The organism is Hyphomicrobium sp. ghe19, assembly GCF_902712875.1.
In the GTDB taxonomy this organism is placed as follows: domain Bacteria; phylum Pseudomonadota; class Alphaproteobacteria; order Rhizobiales; family Hyphomicrobiaceae; genus Hyphomicrobium_B.
Genome location: NZ_LR743509.1, coordinates 2,174,402 through 2,197,517 on the forward strand (window position 1 = coordinate 2,174,402; position 23,116 = coordinate 2,197,517).

At 60.3% G+C, this 23,116-nt stretch carries 23 protein-coding genes; 13 read left to right on the top strand and 10 right to left on the bottom strand.

Translation table 11 applies throughout. The features are described from left to right. Window positions 1-2 precede the first annotated feature (2 nt). Window positions 3-2,252: a DNA topoisomerase IV subunit A gene (gene parC, locus AACL53_RS10375; RefSeq protein ID WP_339084437.1), complete on the bottom strand. Its 2,250-nt coding sequence runs from the start codon at window positions 2,250-2,252 to the stop codon at window positions 3-5. Between the two features lie 229 nt (window positions 2,253-2,481). Between parC and AACL53_RS10380 the strand changes: the two genes are divergently transcribed. Together AACL53_RS10380 and AACL53_RS10385 are read left to right on the top strand one after the other, a co-directional pair. Continuing rightward, window positions 2,482-3,189 (top strand): CAP domain-containing protein, encoded by a 708-nt coding sequence (locus tag AACL53_RS10380; protein WP_339084438.1) that lies wholly within the window; start codon window positions 2,482-2,484, stop codon window positions 3,187-3,189. An 84-nt stretch (window positions 3,190-3,273) separates the two neighbouring features. Next, entirely contained in the window at window positions 3,274-3,534 is a 261-nt protein-coding gene (locus AACL53_RS10385; RefSeq protein WP_339084439.1) for a hypothetical protein, read from the top strand. 63 nt (window positions 3,535-3,597) lie between these two features. Here AACL53_RS10385 and AACL53_RS10390 read toward each other — a convergent pair whose 3' ends face one another. Further along, window positions 3,598-4,392, bottom strand: coding sequence for an SDR family NAD(P)-dependent oxidoreductase (locus tag AACL53_RS10390; protein ID WP_339084440.1), 795 nt, complete (start codon window positions 4,390-4,392; stop codon window positions 3,598-3,600). A gap of 241 nt (window positions 4,393-4,633) precedes the next feature. Here AACL53_RS10390 and AACL53_RS10395 point away from each other — a divergent pair, with 241 nt between their 5' ends. Then, window positions 4,634-5,113 carry a CYTH domain-containing protein gene (locus AACL53_RS10395; RefSeq protein WP_339084441.1) on the top strand — a complete coding sequence of 160 codons (480 nt, stop codon included), beginning with the start codon at window positions 4,634-4,636 and terminating at the stop codon, window positions 5,111-5,113. Between the two features lie 29 nt (window positions 5,114-5,142). Here AACL53_RS10395 and AACL53_RS10400 read toward each other — a convergent pair whose 3' ends face one another. Continuing rightward, window positions 5,143-6,156, bottom strand: a complete 1,014-nt coding sequence (locus AACL53_RS10400; protein ID WP_339084442.1) for an AraC family transcriptional regulator ligand-binding domain-containing protein — start codon at window positions 6,154-6,156, stop codon at window positions 5,143-5,145. 136 nt (window positions 6,157-6,292) lie between these two features. Between AACL53_RS10400 and AACL53_RS10405 the strand changes: the two genes are divergently transcribed. Continuing rightward, window positions 6,293-6,751: a regulator gene (locus AACL53_RS10405; RefSeq protein ID WP_339084443.1), complete on the top strand. Its 459-nt coding sequence runs from the start codon at window positions 6,293-6,295 to the stop codon at window positions 6,749-6,751. Here the strand turns inward: AACL53_RS10405 and AACL53_RS10410 are convergent. Both AACL53_RS10410 and AACL53_RS10415 read right to left on the bottom strand, forming a co-directional pair. Further along, a complete protein-coding gene (locus tag AACL53_RS10410; RefSeq protein ID WP_339084444.1) occupies window positions 6,748-7,854 on the bottom strand; it encodes a L,D-transpeptidase in 1,107 nt (368 codons plus the stop codon). The genes AACL53_RS10405 and AACL53_RS10410 overlap by 4 nt on opposite strands. A 263-nt stretch (window positions 7,855-8,117) precedes the next feature. Then, a complete protein-coding gene (locus tag AACL53_RS10415) occupies window positions 8,118-8,393 on the bottom strand; it encodes a metal-sensitive transcriptional regulator (RefSeq protein ID WP_339084445.1) in 276 nt (91 codons plus the stop codon). 104 nt (window positions 8,394-8,497) lie between these two features. Between AACL53_RS10415 and AACL53_RS10420 the strand changes: the two genes are divergently transcribed. Then, window positions 8,498-10,879: a heavy metal translocating P-type ATPase gene (locus AACL53_RS10420; protein ID WP_339084446.1), complete on the top strand. Its 2,382-nt coding sequence runs from the start codon at window positions 8,498-8,500 to the stop codon at window positions 10,877-10,879. A gap of 43 nt (window positions 10,880-10,922) precedes the next feature. On the opposite strand, the gene AACL53_RS10425 is transcribed toward AACL53_RS10420, so the two are convergent. Further along, window positions 10,923-11,636: an MgtC/SapB family protein gene (locus AACL53_RS10425; RefSeq protein WP_339084447.1), complete on the bottom strand. Its 714-nt coding sequence runs from the start codon at window positions 11,634-11,636 to the stop codon at window positions 10,923-10,925. A 222-nt stretch (window positions 11,637-11,858) separates the two neighbouring features. Here AACL53_RS10425 and AACL53_RS10430 point away from each other — a divergent pair, with 222 nt between their 5' ends. Then, window positions 11,859-13,649, top strand: coding sequence for a hypothetical protein (locus AACL53_RS10430; RefSeq protein WP_339084448.1), 1,791 nt, complete (start codon window positions 11,859-11,861; stop codon window positions 13,647-13,649). A 122-nt stretch (window positions 13,650-13,771) separates the two neighbouring features. Here the strand turns inward: AACL53_RS10430 and AACL53_RS10435 are convergent, their stop codons facing one another. Continuing rightward, entirely contained in the window at window positions 13,772-13,981 is a 210-nt protein-coding gene (locus tag AACL53_RS10435) for a cold-shock protein (RefSeq protein ID WP_045835921.1), read from the bottom strand. A gap of 383 nt (window positions 13,982-14,364) precedes the next feature. On the opposite strand from AACL53_RS10435, the gene AACL53_RS10440 reads away from it, so the two are divergent. The 4 genes from AACL53_RS10440 to AACL53_RS10455 all read left to right on the top strand — a co-directional run bounded on the left by AACL53_RS10440 (window position 14,365) and on the right by AACL53_RS10455 (window position 18,544). Next, window positions 14,365-15,243, top strand: a complete 879-nt coding sequence (locus tag AACL53_RS10440; protein WP_339084449.1) for an NAD(P)-dependent oxidoreductase — start codon at window positions 14,365-14,367, stop codon at window positions 15,241-15,243. 167 nt (window positions 15,244-15,410) lie between these two features. Then, window positions 15,411-16,760 (top strand): cytochrome P450, encoded by a 1,350-nt coding sequence (locus tag AACL53_RS10445; protein WP_339084450.1) that lies wholly within the window; start codon window positions 15,411-15,413, stop codon window positions 16,758-16,760. A 76-nt stretch (window positions 16,761-16,836) separates the two neighbouring features. Next, window positions 16,837-17,598, top strand: coding sequence for a glucose 1-dehydrogenase (locus tag AACL53_RS10450; RefSeq protein ID WP_339084451.1), 762 nt, complete (start codon window positions 16,837-16,839; stop codon window positions 17,596-17,598). Between the two features lie 76 nt (window positions 17,599-17,674). Continuing rightward, the gene (locus AACL53_RS10455; RefSeq protein ID WP_339084452.1) at window positions 17,675-18,544 is read left to right on the top strand and encodes an SAM-dependent methyltransferase; all 870 of its coding nucleotides are present in this window, start codon (window positions 17,675-17,677) and stop codon (window positions 18,542-18,544) included. Between the two features lie 98 nt (window positions 18,545-18,642). Here the strand turns inward: AACL53_RS10455 and AACL53_RS10460 are convergent, their stop codons facing one another. Together AACL53_RS10460 and AACL53_RS10465 are read right to left on the bottom strand one after the other, a co-directional pair. After that, a complete protein-coding gene (locus AACL53_RS10460; RefSeq protein ID WP_092868114.1) occupies window positions 18,643-18,822 on the bottom strand; it encodes a DUF1328 domain-containing protein in 180 nt (59 codons plus the stop codon). A 143-nt stretch (window positions 18,823-18,965) separates the two neighbouring features. After that, entirely contained in the window at window positions 18,966-19,406 is a 441-nt protein-coding gene (locus tag AACL53_RS10465) for a MarR family winged helix-turn-helix transcriptional regulator (RefSeq protein ID WP_339084453.1), read from the bottom strand. A 186-nt stretch (window positions 19,407-19,592) separates the two neighbouring features. Between AACL53_RS10465 and AACL53_RS10470 the strand changes: the two genes are divergently transcribed. The 3 genes from AACL53_RS10470 (at window position 19,593) to AACL53_RS10480 (ending at window position 21,401) form a co-directional block, all read left to right on the top strand. Then, on the top strand, window positions 19,593-20,441 hold the full coding sequence (locus tag AACL53_RS10470; RefSeq protein ID WP_339084454.1) for an alpha/beta fold hydrolase: 849 nt from the start codon (window positions 19,593-19,595) through the stop codon (window positions 20,439-20,441). Window positions 20,442-20,460: 19 nt separating this feature from the next. Then, entirely contained in the window at window positions 20,461-20,988 is a 528-nt protein-coding gene (locus AACL53_RS10475) for a DUF302 domain-containing protein (protein ID WP_339084455.1), read from the top strand. Window positions 20,989-21,143: 155 nt separating this feature from the next. After that, window positions 21,144-21,401: a hypothetical protein gene (locus AACL53_RS10480; protein ID WP_339084456.1), complete on the top strand. Its 258-nt coding sequence runs from the start codon at window positions 21,144-21,146 to the stop codon at window positions 21,399-21,401. Window positions 21,402-21,458: 57 nt separating this feature from the next. Here the strand turns inward: AACL53_RS10480 and AACL53_RS10485 are convergent, their stop codons facing one another. Then, the gene (locus AACL53_RS10485) at window positions 21,459-22,991 is read right to left on the bottom strand and encodes an acyl-CoA carboxylase subunit beta (protein WP_339084457.1); all 1,533 of its coding nucleotides are present in this window, start codon (window positions 22,989-22,991) and stop codon (window positions 21,459-21,461) included. Window positions 22,992-23,116 lie beyond the last annotated feature (125 nt).

Sequence of the window (23,116 nt, forward strand, 5' to 3'; positions counted from 1 at the left end):
AATCAAAAGCGCGGGCCAAATGAATTGGAGCGTGGGAAACCCTTCGGCGCCACCTTGCCCGCCTGCGCGCGCTCGCCTGACCACTCCTTCAATTCGCTCCACGACAGAGTAAATTCGCGGCCTGCGCTGTCGAGCCAGGTTAGCCCCGCGGATTTCTTGAAGACGCGGGCATCGGACAGCGCACCGTCCTTGAAGCGCTGAAGAATGACGCCTTTACCGCGCGTCATCTCATTGACCTCGTCGAGCTTGAAGATCAGGAGCTTGCGGTTTTCACCGATGGTCGCGACGTGATCGCCCTCTACCGGAACGCAGACCCGCGCCTCCTCAGGCTCCGTGACGTTGAGGATCTGCTTGCCCTTGCGCGTCGAGGCGATGACTTCTTCCTCGGGGACAATAAATCCATAGCCGCCGGTCGACGCCACGAGCAGCTTCCGCGATGGATCGTGAACGAAGATCTCCGCGACATCGTGGTTTTCTTCGAGGTCGATCATGAGGCGCAACGGCTCGCCATGACCTCGGCCGCCCGGAAGGGCGTTGGCTTCCAGAGTGAAGAACCGGCCGTTGGTCGCAAACAGGACGAGCTTATCCGTCGTGAAAGCTTTCAAGGCGCGCTTCAGCTCGTCGCCCTGCTTGAATTCGAGCTTCGACAGGTCGTCCTGATGGCCCTTGAGCGCGCGCACCCAGCCCTTTTCGGACAGGATAACCGTGACCGGCTCCTTCTCGACGAGGGCAGCAGCGAGATCGACTTCAACCTCGGGTGCGTCGTCGAACGTGGAACGGCGCTTACCGAGCGCGGTCTTCTTCGAGTATTTCTCGCGCGTCTCCTTGACCTCTGCAGCGACATGCTCCCACTGCAGCTCTTCCGATTTCAAAAGCTGTTTCAGCTCGCGGCGCTCTTTCGAAAGCTTATCGTGCTCGGCGCGGATCTCGACTTCCTCGAGCTTCGACAGCGAACGCAGCCGCAAGTTCAGGATGGCTTCAGCCTGCACTTCGCTGAGGCTGAACTTCGAGATCAGCTTCGCCTTTGGATCGTCCTCATGGCGGACGATGCGTATCACCTCGTCGATGTTGAGGTAGGCGATCAGATAGCCGGCGAGAACTTCGAGACGGTGCTCGATCTTCTGCAGCCGATGCGTCGAGCGGCGAACCAGAACCTCGATGCGATGCTCGAGCCACTGCCAGAGCACGTCGCGCAGATTGAGCACGTTCGGGATCTGGCCGCTCGACAGCACGTTCATGTTGAGGCTGACGCGGACATCGAGTTCGGTCAGGCGGAAGAGGCTCTCCATCAGCAGAACGGCATCCACCGCGCGGGTCTTCGGCTCGAGGATGAGACGGATCTCTTCCGCGCTTTCGTCACGCACATCGCCGAGGAGCGGCAGTTTTTTCTCGCTCATCAGGTCGGCGATTTTCTCGACGAGCTTCGCCTTCTGCACACCATATGGAATTTCGGTGACGACGACCTGATAGCCGCCACGAGTGGTTTCTTCCTTCGTCCATCGGGCCCTGACGCGGAAGCCGCCGCGGCCGGTCTTGTAGGCTTCGAGTATCTGCTCACGCGGTTCGACGATGACGCCGCCCGTTGGAAAATCGGGACCTGGAATCATTTCGACGAGCTTCTCGATCGTCGCGTTCGGATGCTTGATCAGATGCAGGACAGCGGCGCATAGCTCGTCGACGTTGTGCGGCGGGATGCTTGTCGCCATGCCGACCGCAATACCGGTGGCGCCGTTGGCGAGCAGGTTCGGGAATGCCGCCGGCAGCACGACCGGCTCGTCGACGCGGCCGTCGTAGTTCGGGCGAAAATCGACCGTGTCCTCGTCGATACCCTCTAGGATCAGCGCCGCAGTCTCGGTCATGCGCGCTTCGGTGTATCGCCCGGCGGCCGGGTTATCGCCGTCGATGTTGCCGAAGTTTCCCTGACCGTCGACAAGCGGATAGCGTACGGCGAAATCCTGCGCGAGGCGCGCCAGGGCGTCGTAGATCGCCATATCGCCATGTGGATGGTAGTTACCCATCACGTCGCCGACGATCTTGGCGCACTTGATGTAGCCACCCTCGGGATTGAGGCGCAGTTCGCGCATCGCGTAGAGGATGCGGCGGTGGACAGGCTTCATGCCGTCACGCACATCCGGCAGCGCGCGGTGCATAATGGTCGACAGAGCATAAGCCAGATAACGCTCTTCGAGAGCGGTCCGGAGTTCGACAGGCTCAATCGGGCCGTCGCCCGGCAGAATCGGTTTTGTGGTCATGGCGCATCCCTACAGTGCCTCCGGTGCGCTCTCAAGCCTGAGCGACCTTGCGTCCTACGGGTGACGTCCAGCGCCGCGCCATTTGGGCGCAAGTTGGCGTGCCGCAGCCGGTGCCTTGCGGCCACTGTTCCACAAAGAGGGGAATTCAATCTGGACGTGACCGATGGCGCCAAGGTATTCCCGCGGCTAGATCTTCGACGCTTGAAGCTCAGCAGGAACGCGATCGGTAATGGCTGCACTGGTGCCCGACCTGCCGCAGGTCGAACAGCACATCGTCGAACTCACGAATAAGGCGCGGCAAGAACAGAAGCAGCCGGCTTTAAAAATCAACGCGTTGCTGGCGAAGGCGGCGCGCGCCTACGCCGAGCGGGTGGCACGCAGCGGCACGTTCTCGCATACCGCCGACGGCCGCACGCCGGCGCAACGCGCGGAAAGTGCCGGCTATAAGCATTGCGATATCGCCGAAAATCTCGCGATGGATCAGGACAGCCGGGGCTTCGACACCGGCGCTCTCGCTCTCCAAGCGGTTGCGGGCTGGATGAATTCACCACCGCACCGCGCCAACATCATGAGGGCTTCCGTCACCGAAATCGGCGTTGGCGTCGCGCGTGCCCCTGGGCCGAAGCCGAAGTTCATTGCCGTCGAACTCTTCGGACGGCCTGCGACCGAGAGCTACAGTTTCAAGCTGTTCAATTTATCGAACACGGGCGTCAGCTATTCGTTCGACGGTAAAACGCGCGATTTGCAGCCCAACACTTCCGTTTCCATCACCGCCTGCTCTCCGGGCGAACTCGTCCTATCGAAACAGGGCGGGTGGTTTTCGAACGCGACGGAAATCGGACGTACGCGCCCTGAGAACAAGACGGTTTACACGCTGAAATCGACCGCCACCGGCGGAACGACATTGGACGTTTCCGCCCACGGGCAAACTCCTTAACGGGCGCGGCATCTCTTCTGGCGCGGAACACTTTCGGAGCCAGAGCGTTTCTACTCGTTCGTTGAAACGGGAATGAGAGACATCATGCAAGCACGCCACCTCATGATTTACCTGGGTCTCACCATCCTGGCTGTCATTGCAGTCGTCGGCGGAGTTGCCGCGTATCAGCGCACTCAATCCGAAGTGCTGGTCGATACCCCTGCCGTTCGCGTCGAAACCAACAAGGCGACCGGCGAGACAAATGTCGATGCGCCCTTCGCGCACGTCGAAAAAGACGGCCAAGGAACACGCGTAGAGGCGCCCGGCGTAAAGATCGACGTACCCCGCAGCGCACCATCGGATTAGGCGTTCGGTCAAGCCACGTTGACTTAGCCGCCCGTCCAACGACGGACGGCTTTTTCTTTCGACCTAGCCGATCGTTCTCAGGATGCCGCCTTCGACACGCAAAGCCGCGCCGTTCGTCGCGGAGGCTTCTTTCGATGCGGCGTAGACGACCATATTGGCGACTTCCTCTACGGTCGCGAAGCGCTGCAGGAGCGATCCGGGCCGATGAGTCTGCACGAATGTTGCAGCCATTTCATCGGGGGTTTTGCCTGTAGCAGCGGCCATCTGGTTCAGAAATTGATCGACGCCTTCGGATCGCGTCGGACCTGGCAGCACAGCGTTGACGGTAACATTCGTTCCGGCTGTCAGCTGAGCGAGGCCTTGCGTCAGCGAGAGCTGTGCTGTCTTCGTCACCCCGTACTGGATCATCTCCGGCGGGATATTCACGGCCGACTCCGACGATATGAAAATGATGCGGCCCCAGTTTCGTTCGAGCATGCCGGGCAGGTAGGCACGCGACAAACGCACTCCCGACATCACATTCGTTTCGAAGTAACGCGACCAGTCGGCGTCCGAAATTTCGAAGAACGGCTTCGGCTCGAAGATGCCGGCATTGTTGATCAGGATGTCGGCGGACGGCACCGCCTTCACGAGCGCCTCACAGCCCGCCGCTGTCGATACGTCGGCGGCAACTCCGGTGACGGCTGCGGCGTTGACGCTGGCGTGGATCGCCGCGATGCCTTTATCGACCCTTTCCTGCTTCCGGCCGTTGACGACAATTTTCGCTCCCGCGTGCGCCAGGCCCTTTGCGATCGCGAGGCCGATGCCGCCGGTGGAGCCCGTCACAACTGCCGTCATATTCGTGAGATCTACCTTCATGGGATCAATCCAATTGTCATTGATGCTGCTTCAGGCCGGAATTTGAATAATTTCAAATGGCTTTCATGGCGACGTGTGCCCCGTGAGCTGTAGCATGAGCGAAGTTTCGGTATCACGCCGATTTACCATCACGGCGGATACGCAATCTTTGCATACATCCGCTACGTTGGACTTCGGCGATAGGGGCCCCACTTGTCTGGAGGCGCCAGCCATTTAACGCGCGCGGGTCGCCGGAGATCGAATGGCAATCGAGATCGAACGAAAATTTGTTGTGCGCGACGACAGCTGGCGGCAATCGGAGATCGGTTCCGCGCCTATCGAGCAGGCCTATTTCGCGCGCACACCGCACGTGAAGGGCCGCATCCGCATTTTTGGCGACAACGCCTACATCACATTGAAGAGCGCGGTCGGCGGACTGTCACGCCACGAATTCGAATATAAAATACCGGAGGCCGACGCCGTCGAGATGATACGCGAGTTCAGCATCGAACCGCCCATCACGAAGGTTCGCTACGACGTTCCCTTCAAGGGCAACATCTGGACGGTCGACGTATTCGGAGGCGCCAACGACGGCTTGGTGCTTGCCGAGATCGAATTGAAGAGCGCCGATCAGTCGATCGCCCTTCCTCCGTGGATCGGTGAAGAGGTGACGAACAATCCCCGCTATGAAAATTCGAGCCTCGCGCGCACGCCATTCACGACCTGGACCAAGAGCGGCTAGCCACCGGATGCGGCCGGCAAAGGCTGCCTTCAGATGCGGAGCGCCGCTTGGCGATAGGCGCTTGGCGACAGCCCCGTCCACCGGCGGAACGCGCGGGTGAAATGCGCGGGGTCAGAATAGCCGAGCCTTAACGCGATATCGGTCACCGCCGTTTCACTCTCCAGCAGCAACCGCTTCGCGTTGCGGCTCAGCAGATCGTCCACCAGTTCGATGAACGAGGTGCCGTGCGCGCTCAGCCGGCGTTGAAGCGACCTGGACGTAGTGCCGAGCTTGGCGGCGACCCAATCGATGCGCGGATAGCCCTCGTGCAATGCAAGTTCGGTCACCGCCGCCGTCGTCGCCAGGACGTCGCTTTGGCGGGGAACGGGCGGCTCGCTGCGAACATCGCATTCATCCGAGACCGATCCTCCCGAATGGATCGTGTTCCCGAGGAGGGACGCATCGAACTCGATCGCCGGAACGGCGTGCCCGTGCGAGACGTTCGCGCCGAAAATGTCTTCAAGGGGAGCGCGCGGTGAGCCGAGAGGAAGCGCCGTCATCACCACGCTCGGCCGCCATCTAGGCCCCGCATAACCGCGCACGATATCGATGGCGTATCCCAATGCGAGGAATTCGTTGTGGTGACGCCCTTCCGTCTCCGGCTCGATGAACTCGATCGACCAGCGGACGCGCGGTCCGTGACGCGAGACGGTGAGAACGGTCGACGTCTGCAGCATGACGTTCAGGCCGGAGTGGGCCCGCATCATCGCCTGGCTGAGTGTCTCTGCCTTGCATACCCAAGCTCCGAACGCGCTCAGATCCTGGCTCTTCACGGCTCGGCCGAGACGCGCGCCGAAATAGGCGTCGCCGGTATCGCGGGCCGCCTTCTCGAGCAGGCGAAACTGTTCCCGGAGCGGCACTATCAATTCCCGCTGCTCGAGAATTGCGAATGGCAAATCGACCTTGCGAAGAACGCGGGCGATCGACCCGCCCTGGCATTCCATGAAAGTCGCGATCGGGCCCAGGGAACTCGCTCGTGTTACTCCTGAAAGACGAGGCGCCATGCATAGCCCAATGCAAATTCCAACGAATTTGGCGCAAAATGGCAAGCGGGCGAATGGGCTTCAAGTCACGTTGGCGTTATACGCGAGCATCATCGATGCGCGCATTCCCGTCCCAACCAAGAAACCGGGGTGACCCATGACCACTGTCCTACAGGCGACACCCGCGATGACGGTTCCGTTCGAAGATCATATCACTTGGCATACGCTCGACGGTTTTCCGCACCTCGCCTATCACATTTGCGCAGTCGATGAGCAAAAACGCATCGTCGATATTCTGTTCAAGTTCGACGCCAATTCCCAAATTGTGTTGCACCGGCACAGGGCCGACTACATCACGCTGACGCTCCGCGGGGAGCTGCGCATTTACAACGCCAACGGCCAATTGAAGGAGATCCGCCCGACCGGGGCCTATGTTGCCGGGACGGCGAACGGCGAGCCGCATCGCGAAGGCGGGGGTGATGAGGATGTGATCGCGTTCTTCAGCAACCGCAACATCGACGGTGTCGTCTACGAAATTCTAGATGACGACCTCAATACGATTGCGACGCTCGGCATGGAGGAGTTCAAAGCCCTCCACGCCGCGCAACGCGCTTAGTGCCAGCCGTTGTAAGGATCGTAATCGTCGGCCGGCGCGGTCGCGCCGCGCGCATACGTTGGCGGGCGCGACGCGGCTTTTGCTGTTGCCGCTCGAGGCGCAGAGGCTTTTGCATTTGACGCGATTCTGCCACCGAGCGAGCGGACCACCGTCACTTCAGTTCCAACGCGCACGAGCGACGCGAGATGGAGAACATTCTCGTTCAGCATGCGGAAGCAGCCGGACGATTCCGCCTTGCCGATCGACTTCGGGTCATTGGTGCCGTGAATCCGGTAAAGCGTATTGCCGAGATAGATGGCTTTTGCGCCGAGCGGATTGCGAATACCGCCGAGCATGCGCTCCGGCAGTTCTGGCTTTCGCCGCCGCATGTCGGCGGGCGGATACCAATCCGGCCAATCGGCAACGCGTGAGACCTTTTCCTTACCGGTCCACGTGAAGCCCTGGCGGCCCACGCCGATGGAATAGGCATAGGCCGACGTCGCGCTCAGCACGTAGTAGAGCTTCCGCGCGCCAGTATCGATGACGATCGATCCCGGGGAATAGGGTCCGCTGAATGCCACCTGCGCCGGCGCGACGGCGCGGATGTAGGGCTTGTCGCCGCCATTCCTTCCGGGTGTCTTGCTGAGACGGGCTTCTTCGTCAGCGGAAGGTGCGGCGTCCCACGCGCCATAATCATCGCGTTCGTCATAGCGCGATGCCGGATATCGCTGATCGTTGAAGTAATCCCGATCGGTCGGTCTCGGATCGCTGTAACGGGGACCGTCATAACGCGGACCATCGTAACGTGGGCCTTCTCGATCATCGCCGTTGTCGCGACCGCCGTTGTAACGCGGATCGTAGCGGCGCGGATCGTCGTTGCCACTTCCGACTCGATTGTCGGCACGGTTGTCGGCTCTCGGCGGCCCGTCGCGACGATCGAAGTAGCGATCGTCGGCATCGCGGTCGCTCTCCGCGGGATCGGTGTAGCGATCATCGTCGTCCGGCACGACTTGCTGGGGTGCACGGCGTGGACCGTCCCAAGGGTCCCACTGCTGCGCCGATACATGACTTGCACCGCCGGCTATCGCCGTCGCGGCAACGAACGCAAAAAAGAAGCCTTTCATTGAACCCCCGCGCAACTTTGCTCACCCACTACTGGGCTTAACCACTACACACAACCAACACCAACGCAGCCTGACCGTTCCATCGCCGCAACGTTGGCGTTGGATGTGGTCAATCGCGTGGCGAACCGATGGCAGCGGGCGCGAACGAGATTACAAATCGCGTGACGAAACTCAGAGTTCGGGAACGATGTTAGGTCAGCGGGTGCGCAAGACTTCACGCAGACACGCGCGCGTTCTTGGCCGCCTTATTTGTCGATGCTGGATCAGCGGGAGGTTCGGCTGAGAACGTCCATCAGCTCGGCAACCTTCCGGCGCTGATCGGCTGCATCGCCGCTCTGAATGGCATGCTCGACGCAATGGGCCACGTGATCGCGCAGCACCTCTTCCTCGACGCGGCGGAGAGCCGCCCGAACAGCCGAAATCTGCGTCACGACGTCGATGCAGTACCGCCCCTCGTCCACCATTTTGGCGAGGCCGCGAACCTGGCCCTCGATGCGGTTCAGGCGCTTCAGACAGGCGGCTTTGGTTTCTTTTTCCATGTCTTGACGCATACCCCATGGGGGTATATCTGTCAACGACCACCGACGATGGTCCCGGCGCACGGGCGACAGTGCGCGCCCTGAGTTCAGCAAGGAATTACATCATGACCGCTGACGAACCGAGGACAGGAGCCGAACAGAGCGTTCCCGCAAAGAGCTGCTGTTCGCACAATCACGCACCGCCGACTCACGCCGGCAACGTGAAAGATCCGGTGTGCGGCATGACCGTCGATCCGACTACGGCGAAGCATCATGCGGACCATGACGGTAAGACCTATTACTTCTGCTCCGCCGGATGCCGGACCAAGTTCGCCGCCGACCCAATCAAATATCTGAAACCGGAAACTGCCAAAGCCGAGCCCGTCCCGGCGGGCGCAATTTACACCTGCCCGATGCATCCGGAGATCAGACAGGCCGGTCCGGGCTCCTGCCCTATCTGCGGCATGGCGCTTGAGCCCGAACTCGTTACCGCCGAAGCCCAACCCAACGCCGAACTCGAGGACATGACGCGGCGGCTGTGGATTGGCGCGGCGCTCGCCCTTCCCGTTTTCGCTCTCGAGATGGGCAGTCACCTTGTCAATTTGCACCACATCATCAATCCGACGGTATCGAACTGGGTGCAATTCGCGCTCGCGACACCTGTCGTGCTCTGGGCAGGATTTCCGTTCTTCGAGCGCGGCTGGAAATCGCTCGAGACGCGCAATCTCAACATGTTCACGCTGATCGCGCTCGGCACAGGCGTCGCGTGGATCTATAGCGTCGTCGCCACGCTGTTTCCGGGCCTCTTTCCGCCGTCGCTCCGGGGAATGGACGGCGCCGTTCCGGTCTATTTCGAAGCGGCTGCCGTCATCACCGTGCTCGTTCTCGTCGGGCAGGTCTTGGAACTTCGGGCGCGCGAGCAAACGAGCGGGGCTATCCGCGCCCTTCTCAATCTTGCTCCGAAGACGGCGCGGCTTCTGAAAGCCGATGGCTCGGACGAAGAGGTGCAGATCGAGGCGATTTCAGTCGGCGACCGGCTGCGCGTTCGTCCTGGTGAACGCATCGCCGTCGACGGCAGCGTCGTCGATGGCAAGAGCAACGTCGATGAATCGATGGTGACGGGAGAACCGCTTGCTGTCTCGAAAAGTGTTGGAACGAAGGTCATCGGCGGCACGATCAACGGATCGGGCGCGCTCATCGTTCGAGCCGATAAGGTCGGCCGCGATACGATGCTCGCGCGCATCGTGCAAATGGTCGCCGAAGCCCAGCGCAGCCGCGCGCCCATTCAGCGCCTCGCCGATCAAGTTGCCGGATGGTTCGTGCCGCTCGTCATCGCCGTTGCGGTGCTTGCGTTCGCCGCCTGGATGACGTTCGGCCCCGAACCGCGCTTCTCGTATGCGCTCGTTGCTGCCGTTTCGGTGCTTATCATCGCCTGCCCTTGCGCGCTCGGGCTCGCGACTCCGATGTCGATCATGGTCGGTGTCGGCCGTGGCGCGCAGTCCGGCGTGCTGATCAAGAATGCCGAGGCTCTCGAGCGCATGGAGAAAATCGACACGCTCGTGGTCGATAAGACCGGCACGCTCACGGAAGGCAAGCCGAAGGTGACGGCGATCCGCACTGCGTCCGCGATCAGCGAGGCCGATCTGTTGAGGCTTGCGGCCAGTCTCGAGCAGGCGAGCGAGCATCCGCTCGGTGCGGCCATCGTGCTCGAAGCGCGGGATCGAAATATTGCACTATCGGATGTTCGCGATTTCGCTTCTCCTTCGGGCAAAGGCGTGTCCGGCGTTATCGACAATCGCAACGTCGTCATCGGCAATCGAACGATCTTCGACGAGGCGGGTATCGATACGTCGGCTCTTGCCGCCGATGCTGAAACGTTACGGGGCGATGGCGCAACAGCGGTTTACGTCGCGATCGACGGCAAAGCCGCGGGGATCATTGCGGTCGCCGATCCGATCAAGGCGACGACGCTGTCAGCGGTTCACAAGCTCAAGGCCGACGGCGTCCATGTCGTCATGCTCACCGGCGACAACGCGACAACGGCCAAGGCCGTCGCGGCCAAGCTCGGCATTGACGACATAAAGGCCGACGTTCTGCCCGAGGATAAGGCCAATTTCGTTGCTGAACTCAGGCGCAAGGGTCGCGCGGTGGCTATGGCCGGCGACGGCGTCAACGATGCGCCGGCGCTCGCCGCGGCCGACGTCGGGATCGCGATGGGAACCGGCACGGACGTTGCCATCGAAAGCGCCGGCATTACCCTCGTCAAAGGCGACCTCGAAGGGATCGCACGAGCGCGGGAACTCTCGGAAGCGACGATGTCGAATATCCGGCAGAACCTGTTCTTCGCCTTCGTCTATAACGCGGCGGGCGTGCCGATCGCAGCGGGTGTTCTGTATCCGGTCTTCGGATTGCTCCTATCTCCGATCATCGCAGCCGCTGCAATGGCGCTGTCGTCCGTGAGCGTGATCGCAAATGCGCTTCGGCTTCGCCACACCGACGTCGGCTAGTTGCGATGTTGCATCGTGATTTGCCGGCAAAGGACGCATGCGTTCAATGCATTGCCTCTCTGATCACATCGAACGACCGCACTTCATAGTTCGGGTGGAGATTGTTCAGGAACTCGAGTGGCGGCTCGTCGATTTCGGGCCGCCTCCAGCTGAGATCGAACGTCAGCAGGGCGCGCCCCGGCTCTGTGGCGTGATTTACTCCTTGAAATCGCGCTCTGAAACCCGAGCCGCGCAAAAGCTCGTCCAAGTCGGGAAACGGAGGACGGTCGGCGGTCGACGCAACGACGAGCCGTGCCCGCTGATCGCGGGGGATGCGGATGTCGATCCAGGGCAGTGCCGCGAGCGTCAGAATAATCAAAATCGTCCCGGCCGAGCCGAGTAACAGCTGGCCACCGCCGAAGCAGATGCCGACGACGCTCACTGCCCAAATTGTTGCGGCCGTAGTGACGCCCGAGACCAAATTCTCGCGTTTCAGAATGACGCCGCCGCCGATGAAGCCAACGCCCGTGAGGATGCCGAGTGGCAGACGCATCACGTCCATGGTCGTGAACGTGTCGGGCGTCTTGCCTGCAAGACCGAGCAAGATGTTGGCTTGGCTCGTCGCGATGCAGGCGGCAAGGCCGACCAGGACCGTGGTGCGCAGCCCCGCACTGTGGCTCGCACTCTCCCGGTTCAGACCGATCAAGAAGCTCGCGATCAGCGTTAGTACCAAACGCACCGTGATATCGAGGGCGGTGGGATGTAAGTGCATTTCCATCGCGAAATTCCTCCGGTCTTAAGATCGGGACTTCACATTTCGCATACCCGTTGCCGGCTTCGAATTCATCTGCCGTTGCGGCAATCGAAATTATTAACTGCATCACCAGCGTGAGACCGACGCCATCTTGCCGTTTAGGCCGCTGTCGTTTTACCTCTCGCAGATGAGCTTCGGGCCCGCTATTTTCCACGCGCCATCAACGTCATCAACCGGTGGATTGCCATGACACGCCACCGCCTGCTGCTTATTGCCCTTCTTATCTGGGCTCTCGCGATGATCCTGCCGGATTTCGCGCGCGTGGTGCGTCCGCTTGGGTCGTTTGGATTTTACGCCGACAGCGACGGCTTGATCTATGACGTCAGGGGACCGTTCGAAAGCGAAGCCAAGTCTCCTGCTTGGCAAGCGGGCGTGCGCCCGGGAGATCGCCTCGACTTCTCGCGGATGCGCTGCATTCCCTTTGATGCGTATGTTTGCACAAGCACGATAACATCCGTCGGTGGCAACGAATATGTGCTGGCGGGACGGCAGACGACCATTGACCTCTTGCCGACGGCGGCGGAGGGCGCGCGTGACGTGACGCTGATCGCCGTGCCGCGTCCGACGAATTGGTTCGCTCGTCTGGTTTTGCTCCTCGATCAGTTCGCGGGCATCGCCGTCATCCTTGGGGCCGGCTGGCTTGTCTGGACGCGGCCAAGCCGCATGACGTGGGGCTTTTTCCTCTATGTGATCTGGTACAATCCCGGGCAGGCCTACGAGTTTTATGCGCAGTTGCAGCGCTGGCCACTTTTGCTTCTGGTGCAAAACGCTCTCGGAAGCATTTCACAAGCGGTGGGTTATGCGGGCCTTCTGGTCTTCGTGATGCGGGCGCCGACCGGCTCGATCCAGCCGCAGTGGGTGAGTTTCGAGAGGGCCATTCTCGCGCTCACTCCCGTCGTAGCGGTCGCGCTGATGGCGGCCTACGGCAGCTCATTCGGCTTTCAAACCGAGCTTGTGAGCCGCGTGACGATCCTCTTCGGCATTTTTGTCAGTATCACAGCAGTCGCTATCTTGCTGGCCAGACGGCGAACCCTTTCGCCCAAGGACAATCAGCGTCTCAGATGGGTTATGTGGGGCTGTCTGATCGGGCTGCCGGCGTTCGTCCTGGCTGATCTCAACGAGTACACGACGCTTCTAAGCAACTGGAACGGGCTCGTGATGTCCGAAGACGTTGCCGGGCTGCTCTATTTGCTTAACGGCGTCTTGTGCCTCTTCGTCGTCGAAGCCGTGCGCCGCGACCGCGTCGTCAGCGTTGCGATACCGCTGCGCCGCGTCACCCTTCTGGCTCTGTTGATGAGCGTTCCGGCACTCCTTCTCCATCAACAGGCGGAGCATCTGCATGAGTTCGTCGAACTTCCGGGCTGGTCGTGGCTCGGAATCGGCGCACTCGTTCTCTATATCATCGGCCGGCTGCATGAATGGTCGGTTGAACTGGCCGACCGCTTTTTCAACCGCTCGCTCGACAAGTCGGCGAAAGAGATCGGAGAGGCATTGGTGCGGGCGAAGACTCCAACCGAGATCGACCGGCTTCTGGCGGACGGCGTCCTGCGGGCATTGAAATTGTCATCCGCGGCGACTTTTCGCGGGGCGGACACGGCCTTTCGACGCTTCGAGAACAGTGCCGGCTGGGATGATAAAGCGGTGCGCGATCTCCGCATCGGCGGCGCGGCAATGGAAAATCTGCGCCAAGGCGAGGCTGGCCTCTTCGATAAGACGGGAGCGACGGAGGCCGGTTTTCCGAGCGGGCTCGATTTGCCGATCCTTGCGGTTCCGGCTGCGAACCGCGTCCACTGCTATGCGGTGATGCTTTATGGCCCGCACGTGTCGGGGACAGATATCGATTCGAACGAGCGGGAGATGCTCGTGAAACTCGGCGAGCACGCCGCGGACGCCTATGCGCGCGCTGAAAATGAGGAACTGCGGAAGACGATTGCGGAACTCAAGACTGCTCCCGGCTTACACTCTGGGCGGGCGTGACAGTGTCTAGACGTGCAAAAGCCGCGATTACGCATGCGTACCCGCGGCCTTATATCATCTAACTCGAAAGCGAAACGTGGCTGCCGGCCAGACTTTTGGCCCTACCGGCAGTCGGACGTCACTTAAGCGTTCTGAATGACGCTAACGGCGATCTTGCCCGAGCGGCGATCGGTTTCCGTTTCGAAAGCGACCTTCTGGCCCTGCGAAAGGCCGCGCATGCCGGCGCGCTCAAGAGCGGTCGCGTGCACGAATACGTCGTTTCCGCCCTGGTCCGGAGCAATGAAGCCGAAGCCCTTCTGGTCGTTATAGAATTTCACGGTACCCGTGATCATAGAATGTTCCTTTTAAGCCTAGTTTTTTGAGGCTGACGCATGCGTCAATATGATCGCCTGCGCCGACCTCAGTTCGATTTTGGAAAGACGTCTGTGCGCTTGGCTGCGCCAGAGGCGGAGTGCCTCGCAATATCCGGCCAAAGTTCGATGGTCCGTCGATAGCACGCATGAGCCCGGTTGGATACCGCTAGTTTTTAGCTTCCGATCAACTTTTTACGTCAAGCCCGGCAAAGGGTTCCGTTTGACGGCTCTGGAACAAACCATAAAGCCTAATTGTCTATTTAGGAGTACGGGCAAGGCCGCGCGCCGCCTTTCCGCGTTGTAGCGGCCGAAAAATGGGCCGCATGGGCCCCTACGAGACACCAGCTCAGCTGTGAGGCTTCATGAATGTCGGTTTTATCGGACTGGGGCATATGGGCTCCGGCATGGCGGCGAACCTGCTCAAGGCCGGACACGATGTCACCGTCTACAATCGGACCCGCGCGAACTCCGACTCGCTGGCGTCCAAAGGGGCGAAGGTCGCCCCGACGCCCGGGGACGCGTGCAAGGGCGACGCCGTTTTCACGATGCTCGCAAACGACAGGGCGGTCGAGGATGTGGTTTACCAAGACCACGGCGTGCTTGCGTCGTTGAAACAGGGCGCCGTCCATATTTCCTCCAGCACGATCAGCGTCGCCCTGTCGAAGAAACTCGCGGATGATCACGGCAGAAAAGGCCAACGCTACGTCGCAGCTCCTGTGTTTGGCCGTCCGGATGCGGCTGCCGCTGCAAAGATCTTCGTCGTCGCCGCAGGGAAAGGCGAAACATTAAACAGCGTGTCCCCTCTCCTCGACGCTGTCGGGCAAAGGACGTTCACGATTTCTGACCAGCCGGAAGCGGCGAACATCGTCAAACTCAGCGGCAATTTCCTCATCGCAACGGTGATTGAATCGCTTGGAGAGGCGATGGCGCTCGTCGGGAAAGCGGGCGTCGATAAGCATGAGTATCTCGAGGTTCTGACGTCGACGCTGTTCGGCGCTCCAATCTACAAAACTTACGGGACGCTGCTCGCCGACGCCAAGTTCCAGCCGCCAGGCTTTGCCGCTCCGCTTGGATTGAAGGATATCGAACTTGCTTTGGCCGCGGGCCGGGAATTGCGTGTCCCTCTGCCGATAGCGAGCCTGTTGCGGGATCGCTTTCTGACTTTGCTCGCCAACGGCGGTGACAATCTCGATTGGTCCGCCATCGGCGGGCTTGCCGCAAAGGACGCAGGCGGCGCATAATTTTTCTTTGCGTCGCGGCGCTCAAAGCCGGATATTTTGCAACGAGAGAGATAGCGGACGCGCCCGGCGGCTATCGCAATGTTTTTAAAATTCTATTGGCCTTCGATATTCGGAAGAGAGGGTCGTGCTTTTCTGATCGTCGGAGTTTCTGCTGGGACGGTGTCGTCATGAGCAGGTCGATTACGATTGTAAAAGCTGGCCTTCCGCCGGGTCCCAAGGGCACCCTGATTGGAGGCAACATCTCCCAGATCGGGCCGCGCCGCGTCGATTTTTTTCTCGATCTTGCGCGGACGTATGGCCCCATCGCCAGTTTTCGCGCCGGCCGGTGGCGCCTCTTTCTCGTCAGCGATCCGGAGCTTATCCAGCAGGTTCTGGTCACCGATGCGCGGCACTACATCAAGCATTTCGGTGCTCGCGCTTTCAAGCCCATCCTCGGCAACGGTCTCGTGACGAGCGAAGGCGCGTTCTGGCTCAGCCAACGCCGGCTCATGCAGCCCGCATTCCTCAAGGCGCAAGTGCTCTCCTACGCGCCGATCATGGCCGAGCTTGCGAATGCGATGGTTTCGAAATGGTCTCCCGGACAGGCCGTCGATCTCGAGTACGAATTCAGCGTACTGACAAGCGCGATCGCGCTCAAAACGCTTTTCGGCCTCGATGACCGCGGCAATCACGACGGAGTCTATCGAAGCCTGATGGAGGCTTTCGATCTCCTGACAGTCCGGCTCGACGCGACTTTCAAATTGCCGATCTCTTTTCCTACTCCGGCCAACATCAAGATGCGCCGGGCCATCGCGCGCATCATAGATCTCATCGATGACTTCATTGCGCGGGGAAGATCTCGTCCGCTTGGCAACGATCTGCTTTCGACGATGATCATGGCGCAGCGCGAGGACGGCTCGCGGATGACCGACCAACAGCTTCGCGACGAAGCGATGACGCTCTATCTCGCCGGTTACGAAACGACGGCGCTGACGCTGACGTGGAGCTGGTACCTGCTCTCCCAACATCCGAGCGCTGAACGGAAGCTCGCCGACGAGTGGGCCCGGGTACTCGGCGGACGAACTCCGACAGCCAATGACCTCGCATCCCTTCCCTACACAGCGGCCGTCATCAACGAGGCTATGCGGCTCTATCCTCCCGTCTACGCGATCGGCCGCGAAGCGACGACCGATCTCGAACTCGGCGGCTACCGCGTCAAGCGCGGCTACACGATCCTGATGAGCCAATGGGTCAGTCACCGCGATCCAAAATATTTTCCGGAACCCGAGCGGTTTTTGCCTGAGCGCTGGCTCGATGGATTGGCGACGCGGCTTCCGAAATTTGCCTATTACCCGTTCGGTGGCGGCCAGCGCCTTTGTATCGGCAGCCATTTTGCGACAATGGAAGCGGCGATTGTCCTTGCGACCGTCGGGCAAAAATACAGGTTCACCATTGCTCCCGATGCGGTGATCGATATCAAGCCGCAAATCACGCTGCCGCCCAAGTACGGCATGCCGGCGACGCTCGAACTTCGTTGACGCATTCACGCAATTGTCTTCATTCACAGCGCGTCAACTTATATCGCCGCGTCCACAGCCAATCGGGATTTCACACATGAGCGCAAAGGTCGTTGTAGTCACAGGCGGTGCTCAGGGCATCGGCCGTGCCGTCAGCTACGCTTTCGCCGCAGCGGGATATGCGGTCTCGATCGCCGATCCCGCGGAAGATGCCGGCGAGGAAGCGGCGGCGCATATTCGAAACCTCGGCGCACTGTGCCTCTACGAACGCGCGGACACGTCGCAAGAGAGCGACGTTCAGCGCTGGATCGCCCGGACCGTCAAAGATCTTGGTTGTCCGCATGTGCTCGTCAACAATGCGGGCATCCTCGCCAATCGGCCTTTCCTCGAACTTCCGATTGCGGAATTCGATCGTGTGCAAGCCGTCAACGTCCGAGGCACGGTCCTTTGTTCGCAAGCCGCTGCGCGAGAAATGGTGAAGCACGGGCAGGGCGGCGCAATCATCAATATCTCGTCGACCCGCGCCTTCATGTCTGAGCCCGGGACGGAAGCCTATACAGCGTCAAAGGGTGCAATCTCCGCGCTGACGCACGGTATGGCGATCAGTCTTGGCCCAGCCGGCATCCGCGTGAATTCCGTGAGCCCGGGCTGGATCGAGACGAGCGACTGGCAATTCTCAGGGCGAGCGAAAGAACCTCACCATTCAAAGGCCGACAACGATCAGCACCCGGCCGGTCGTGTCGGCGTGCCCGAGGACATCGCCAAGGCGTGCCTGTTTCTTGCGGACAGCGCCGATTTCATGACCGGCCAGAACATCACGATCGACGGCGGCATGACCGTGAAAATGATCTACGTATGATTTGACTGTTTGGGCCCAAAATCGCACCGCAATCCGGGAATAGAATCACGCAGCGCACAGATCAGGACAGATGCTCGTGACAAACGCCATTATCGAGAATGTCTCGGATACCGCTTTTTGGGTTGCGCATTACCGCAGCATCGAGACAAAGCGGGACGACGCGCTTTTTCGCGATCCCCTTGCTGGCGTCCTCGCGGGTCATCGTGGAAAGTCGATCGCCGACGCCATGCCCCGAGGTTTCATGACATCATGGGTCATCGCGATCCGGACGCGCATCATCGACGATTTCATTCACGATGCCGTCGCTCAAGGCGTCGACACCGTTCTCAATCTCGGCGCGGGGCTGGACACTCGTCCATATCGCATGGATCTCCCCTCGTCCTTTCAATGGATCGAAGCCGATTATCCGCACGTGATTGCGTATAAGGAAGAGCGGCTCGCGGGAGAAACGCCGCGTTTCAAACTCACGCGAATCAAATGCGATTTGGCGGACGACGACGCGCGGCGGCGGCTCTTTGCCTCGACCAATGCGCAAGCCGGGAAGCTGCTTGTTTTGACCGAAGGGGTCGTTCCATATTTGAGCCCCGAGCAGGCGGGCGCGCTCGCAGAGGATTTGCGAAGTCTCGATCGTGCGGCAGGTTGGATTGTCGATTTCTTTTCGCCGGAGCTAATCAAAACGCGCGAGCGGATGATGGCCGGCCGATTGAAGAATGCGCCGTTCCGATTTCAGCCGGCCGACTGGTTCGGGTTTTTCGAAGCGCGCGGCTGGCGAACGGACGAACTGCGCTATTTGGGCGAGGAAGGCGACCGCCTCGGCAGGCCGATCGAGATGCCGCTGCTCGGGAAGGCAATGGTCATCATACAAATGTTGTTCATGTCGAAGGCGCGAAGGGAGCGGTTTCGCAAAGCCGCTGGCTACGCGATGCTCAAGCCCGCTTCGAATTAGCTCCGGGGTCAGTGCAAAGCAAAGCCCCAGCACTGTTGCGCCGGGGCCTCGAGCGGTTTCATCAAACAACCGCGCCTTTGGCTCGTCACCAAAGATAATTAAACGCCTCGCCTCAGTACGCTTGCAAGGAGGCCGACAACGATGAACACAACGGCAACGACCAACAGCAGGTGAGCACCGGACATTGCAGTGCCAGCCACACCGCCGAAGCCCAGGGCAGCGGCAACGATCGCGACAATCAGAAAGACGATCGCGTAATAAATCAGGTTACCACCCATGTGGTCCTCCATATCAATTTGTTCGAGAATTCAACGCGCGCCGGAGTCATTGAGTTCCGTCGGCGCAGAAAGCAATTTCTGCACTGAAAAACCGGAACTTCTTGATCGCGGGTGGAGAGGGTCGCGCTGACGCGCAGCCGGAATTAAGAACCGCCAGTAAATGCCTTTCGGAAATCCTCGGACGATAGCTCTTCGAGGACGGCACGAAGATCGGCTGCGCGCTTATCGCCAAACGTTTTTTCGAAACGCCCTTGGGCATCGGCCCAAAGCTTGCTCGTCTGCTCGAGTTTCTTCCGGCCGGCCTTTGTCAGCGTCACGTGCTTGACCCGGCGATCCTTCTTGTCCGGCACCAAGGCGACGTAACCATCGCGGATCAGTGGCTTGAGCGTGTGACCCAGCGCCGACAGGTCCATCACCATTTCCGCGGCGAGTTCGCGGAGGGCCGGCTCTCGCATAATATCGATTTGGGCCAACAGGCCGAACTGAGTCGCGCGGAGACCGCTCGGCGCGAGTGCATCGTCATAGACCTGCCCCAGCATGCGGCTGGCGCGGCGGAGCATCGAATTATTGCACTCGCGTGTCATTTGGAACCTCGGTGGAACAATCTGGCGTACCCAGAAAAAAATTTCAAGGCATATGCCACTGTTTTTCTTCGGCTAAATCCTGCGCGGCCGTGGTGAACGTCCGAACGGCGATAAAATGCGCTTGATTTTCGTCGGCATCCGCACTTGATTACTGGCATATGCCAGTAATCTTATCGGAGATGCTTCATGCTCGGCAAAGTGACCGCGACGACAGTTGCAACGCAGACAATCGAGGGCGCCAACGGCGTTCGCTACGCCTACCGCCGATTTGGCAATTCGAGCGACGTTCCGCTCGTTCTATTTCAGCATTTTACCGGCACGATGGATTTCTGGGATCCGGCGCTGCTCGATGCTCTCGCGGCGGAGCGTGAAGTCATCATCTTCAACAATACCGGCGTCGCGTCGACCAGCGGCACCACGCCGAACACGGTCCGGCAGATGGCGCGCGATGCGTTGGCCTTCATCGACGCGCTCAAACTCGACAAAATCGACGTTCTCGGGTTTTCGCTCGGCGGTTTCATTGCGCAGGACATCGCACTTGCGCGTCCTCACCTCGTGCGACGTCTCATTCTCGCCGGAACCGCACCGCAGGGCGGTCCCGGGCTTCACGGCTGGCGGCAAGATATCTATAATGCGACGCACGCGGACAATCCTGGAGCCGGGACCCTGCTCTACATCATGTTCAAGCAGACGCCGACGAGCCAAGCGAAGGGCAACGAATATCTCGGCCGCTTCATGGAGCGGAAGGATCGCGACGCGCCGGGAACACTAGCGACACGCGACGCGCAATACGATGCGGTTGTGGAATGGGGCATCCCGGATCACAATAAGCTGCAGCGCCTCGCGGCCATCACTCAGCCGACGTTCGTCGCGAATGGCGACGCCGATTTCATGTGTCCGACGCGCCTTACGCATCTGATGGGCGGTCTCATTCCGCACGCCCAAGTGAAGATCTACCCTGACGCCGGACACGGATTCCTCTGGCAGCACCATGGAGAATTCGCTGCCGACGTGAACGCATTTCTATCTGTGTGAGGGGCGATGTGAGGAGTGCATGAAGATGAAAGCCCAGTCCAAGATGGAAACAAAGCCGTTCACCGGAAAGCGCATCGTCGTTCGAACGCCACACAGCGTTGACGACGTGCTGAACCGGCTTCGCAGCGTTATGGGATCGACCACGGTTCCCGACATCCTGTCCTTGGCGAAGGCACAGCCGAGCCAAGCGGAGTTCGCGCGGCAAACCGAAGAGCGTTTCGTCGGTGAAAGCGGCTTCATGCTGTTTCACGTCATCGATCACAGCGGCTGGCTTCCGATCTACGGCATCAAGCGGCGGGCCGTGCGCTGGATCCTCGGCAATCCGCTGTTGGCGATTACGATGATCCGTCACGACATCACGGCGGGGCTTTTCGCGCCCGTCGAGCTGCTCGTGACGGACAATCCCGGGGACGGAGGCTCGACGATAACGTACTTGCTGCCGTCGTCTCTTATGGTCATCGAGGAGAACAAGCCGCTGCTTGATGCAGCGCTGGATCTCGACAAAAAGCTCGCCGATCTAGTCGCTCACGGCGCGGGCAGCGATTGAGGCTGTAATTGCGGCAAACATAATCGTCTTGAGCAAAACCGATTTTCCGAACTTTTCAGGCGTCTTCGGCCCCAAGAAACTGGTTAGCGCGCTGAAACCATAACGCCGCGAGCTGGTTTGCTTTGAGGTTGCACAGACCGCAAAGGAGATGACGAATGAAGCTTGCGACAACGGCTGCACTCTTGGGTGCCAGCATGCTCGCGTTCACGGCAACGACGGCATCGGCCGAAATCGTTTGCAATAGTGACGGCGACTGTTGGCACGTGAAGACACGTCATACATACGCCCCGGAACTGCATCTTCGGGTGCATCCGGACGATTGGAAGTGGCGCGAGTCCGATGCTGCGCACCACCGCTGGCGCGAGCATGAGGGCCACGGCTATTGGCGCGGCGGCGTGTGGGTCGACTTGTAAGATAGAAGCTTTTGTTGGCGCGGGCGACTCCCCTTGCGGGGAGCCGGCCGCCCGCGCTTACAACGGAATGTTGTCGTGCTTCTTCCACGGATTTTCGAGCGTCTTGTTCCGCAGCATGTTGAGCGCGCGGCAGAGACGCTTTCTCGTTGCTGACGGTGTGATGACCTCGTCGATGTAGCCGCGCTCGGCCGCAACGAACGGATTTGCGAAGCGCTTCTTATATTCGTCGATGCGCGTCTGGATTTTCACTGGGTCCGAAAGCTCTGAGCGATAGAGAATTTCCGCCGCGCCCTTGGCGCCCATGACGGCGATTTCGGCTGTCGGCCACGCATAGTTCACGTCGCCGCGAATGTGCTTCGAGCTCATCACGTCGTAGGCGCCGCCGTAGGCCTTACGGGTGATGACGGTCACTTTCGGAACGGTGGCTTCGGCAAACGCAAAGAGCAGCTTGGCGCCGTGCTTGATCAAGCCGCCGTATTCCTGCGCGGTTCCGGGCAGGAAGCCCGGCACGTCGACGAACGTCACGATCGGAATATCGAAGCAATCGCAGAAGCGCACGAAACGGGCGGCCTTGCGCGAGGCGTCGCTGTCGAGCACGCCGGCGAGGACCATCGGCTGGTTCGCGACGATACCGACGGTCGAGCCTTCCATGCGCGCAAAGCCCGTGACGATGTTCCTCGCAAACGCTTCCTGGATTTCGAAGAAGTCGGCTTCGTCGACGACCTTCAGGATCAGTTCCTTGATGTCGTACGGCTTGTTCGGATTATCCGGGATGATCGTATCAAGAGAGTGGTCGAGGCGATCCGGGCTGTCATGGGTCGGAATGACCGGCACGCCGGCCTTGTTGCTCGACGGCAGGAAATCCATCAACCGGCGCATCTGCAGAAGCGCTTCGAGATCGTTCTCGTATGCCTTGTCGGCGATCGACGACTTCGTCGTGTGAACCTTGGCGCCGCCGAGCTCTTCCGCCGTCACGTTCTCGTTCGTCACGGTTTTGACGACGTCGGGACCGGTGACGAACATATAGCTCGTGTCTTTCACCATAAAAATGAAATCGGTCATCGCCGGCGAGTAGACGTCGCCGCCTGCGCACGGGCCCATGATCACCGAGATCTGGGGAATGACGCCTGATGCGAGAACGTTGCGCTGAAACACTTCGCCGTAGCCGCCGAGGGCATCGACACCCTCCTGAATGCGGGCGCCGCCGGCGTCGAAAACGCCGACGATCGGCGCGCGGTTCTTGAGCGCCATATCCTGAATCTTGGTGATCTTCTTGGCGTGCGTCTCGGAGAGCGAGCCGCCCATGACCGTGAAGTCCTTGGCGAAAACGTAAACGACGCGGCCGTTGATCGTGCCCCAACCGGTAACGACGCCGTCTCCCGGGACCTTCGTTTTTTCCATTCCGAAGTCGGTGCAGCGGTGCTCGACGTACATGTCGAACTCTTCGAACGAGCCTTCGTCCATCAAAAGCTCGATGCGTTCCCGCGCCGTCAGCTTGCCTTTGGCGTGCTGGGCGTCGATCCGGGCGCGGCCACCGCCCAGACGGGCGTTGTCGCGACGCTTCTCAAGCTCATCGATAATGTCTTTCATGGAACCCCTGGGCTGGCTCGGGAGAAATATGCTGGAACGGCTCTCTAGCATGGCTCCGATGCAGCGCAAACGGTGAGTTGTCGCGAGCCCCGGCGAGGGCTTCCGGCGGTCGCCTCGGGCTCGAA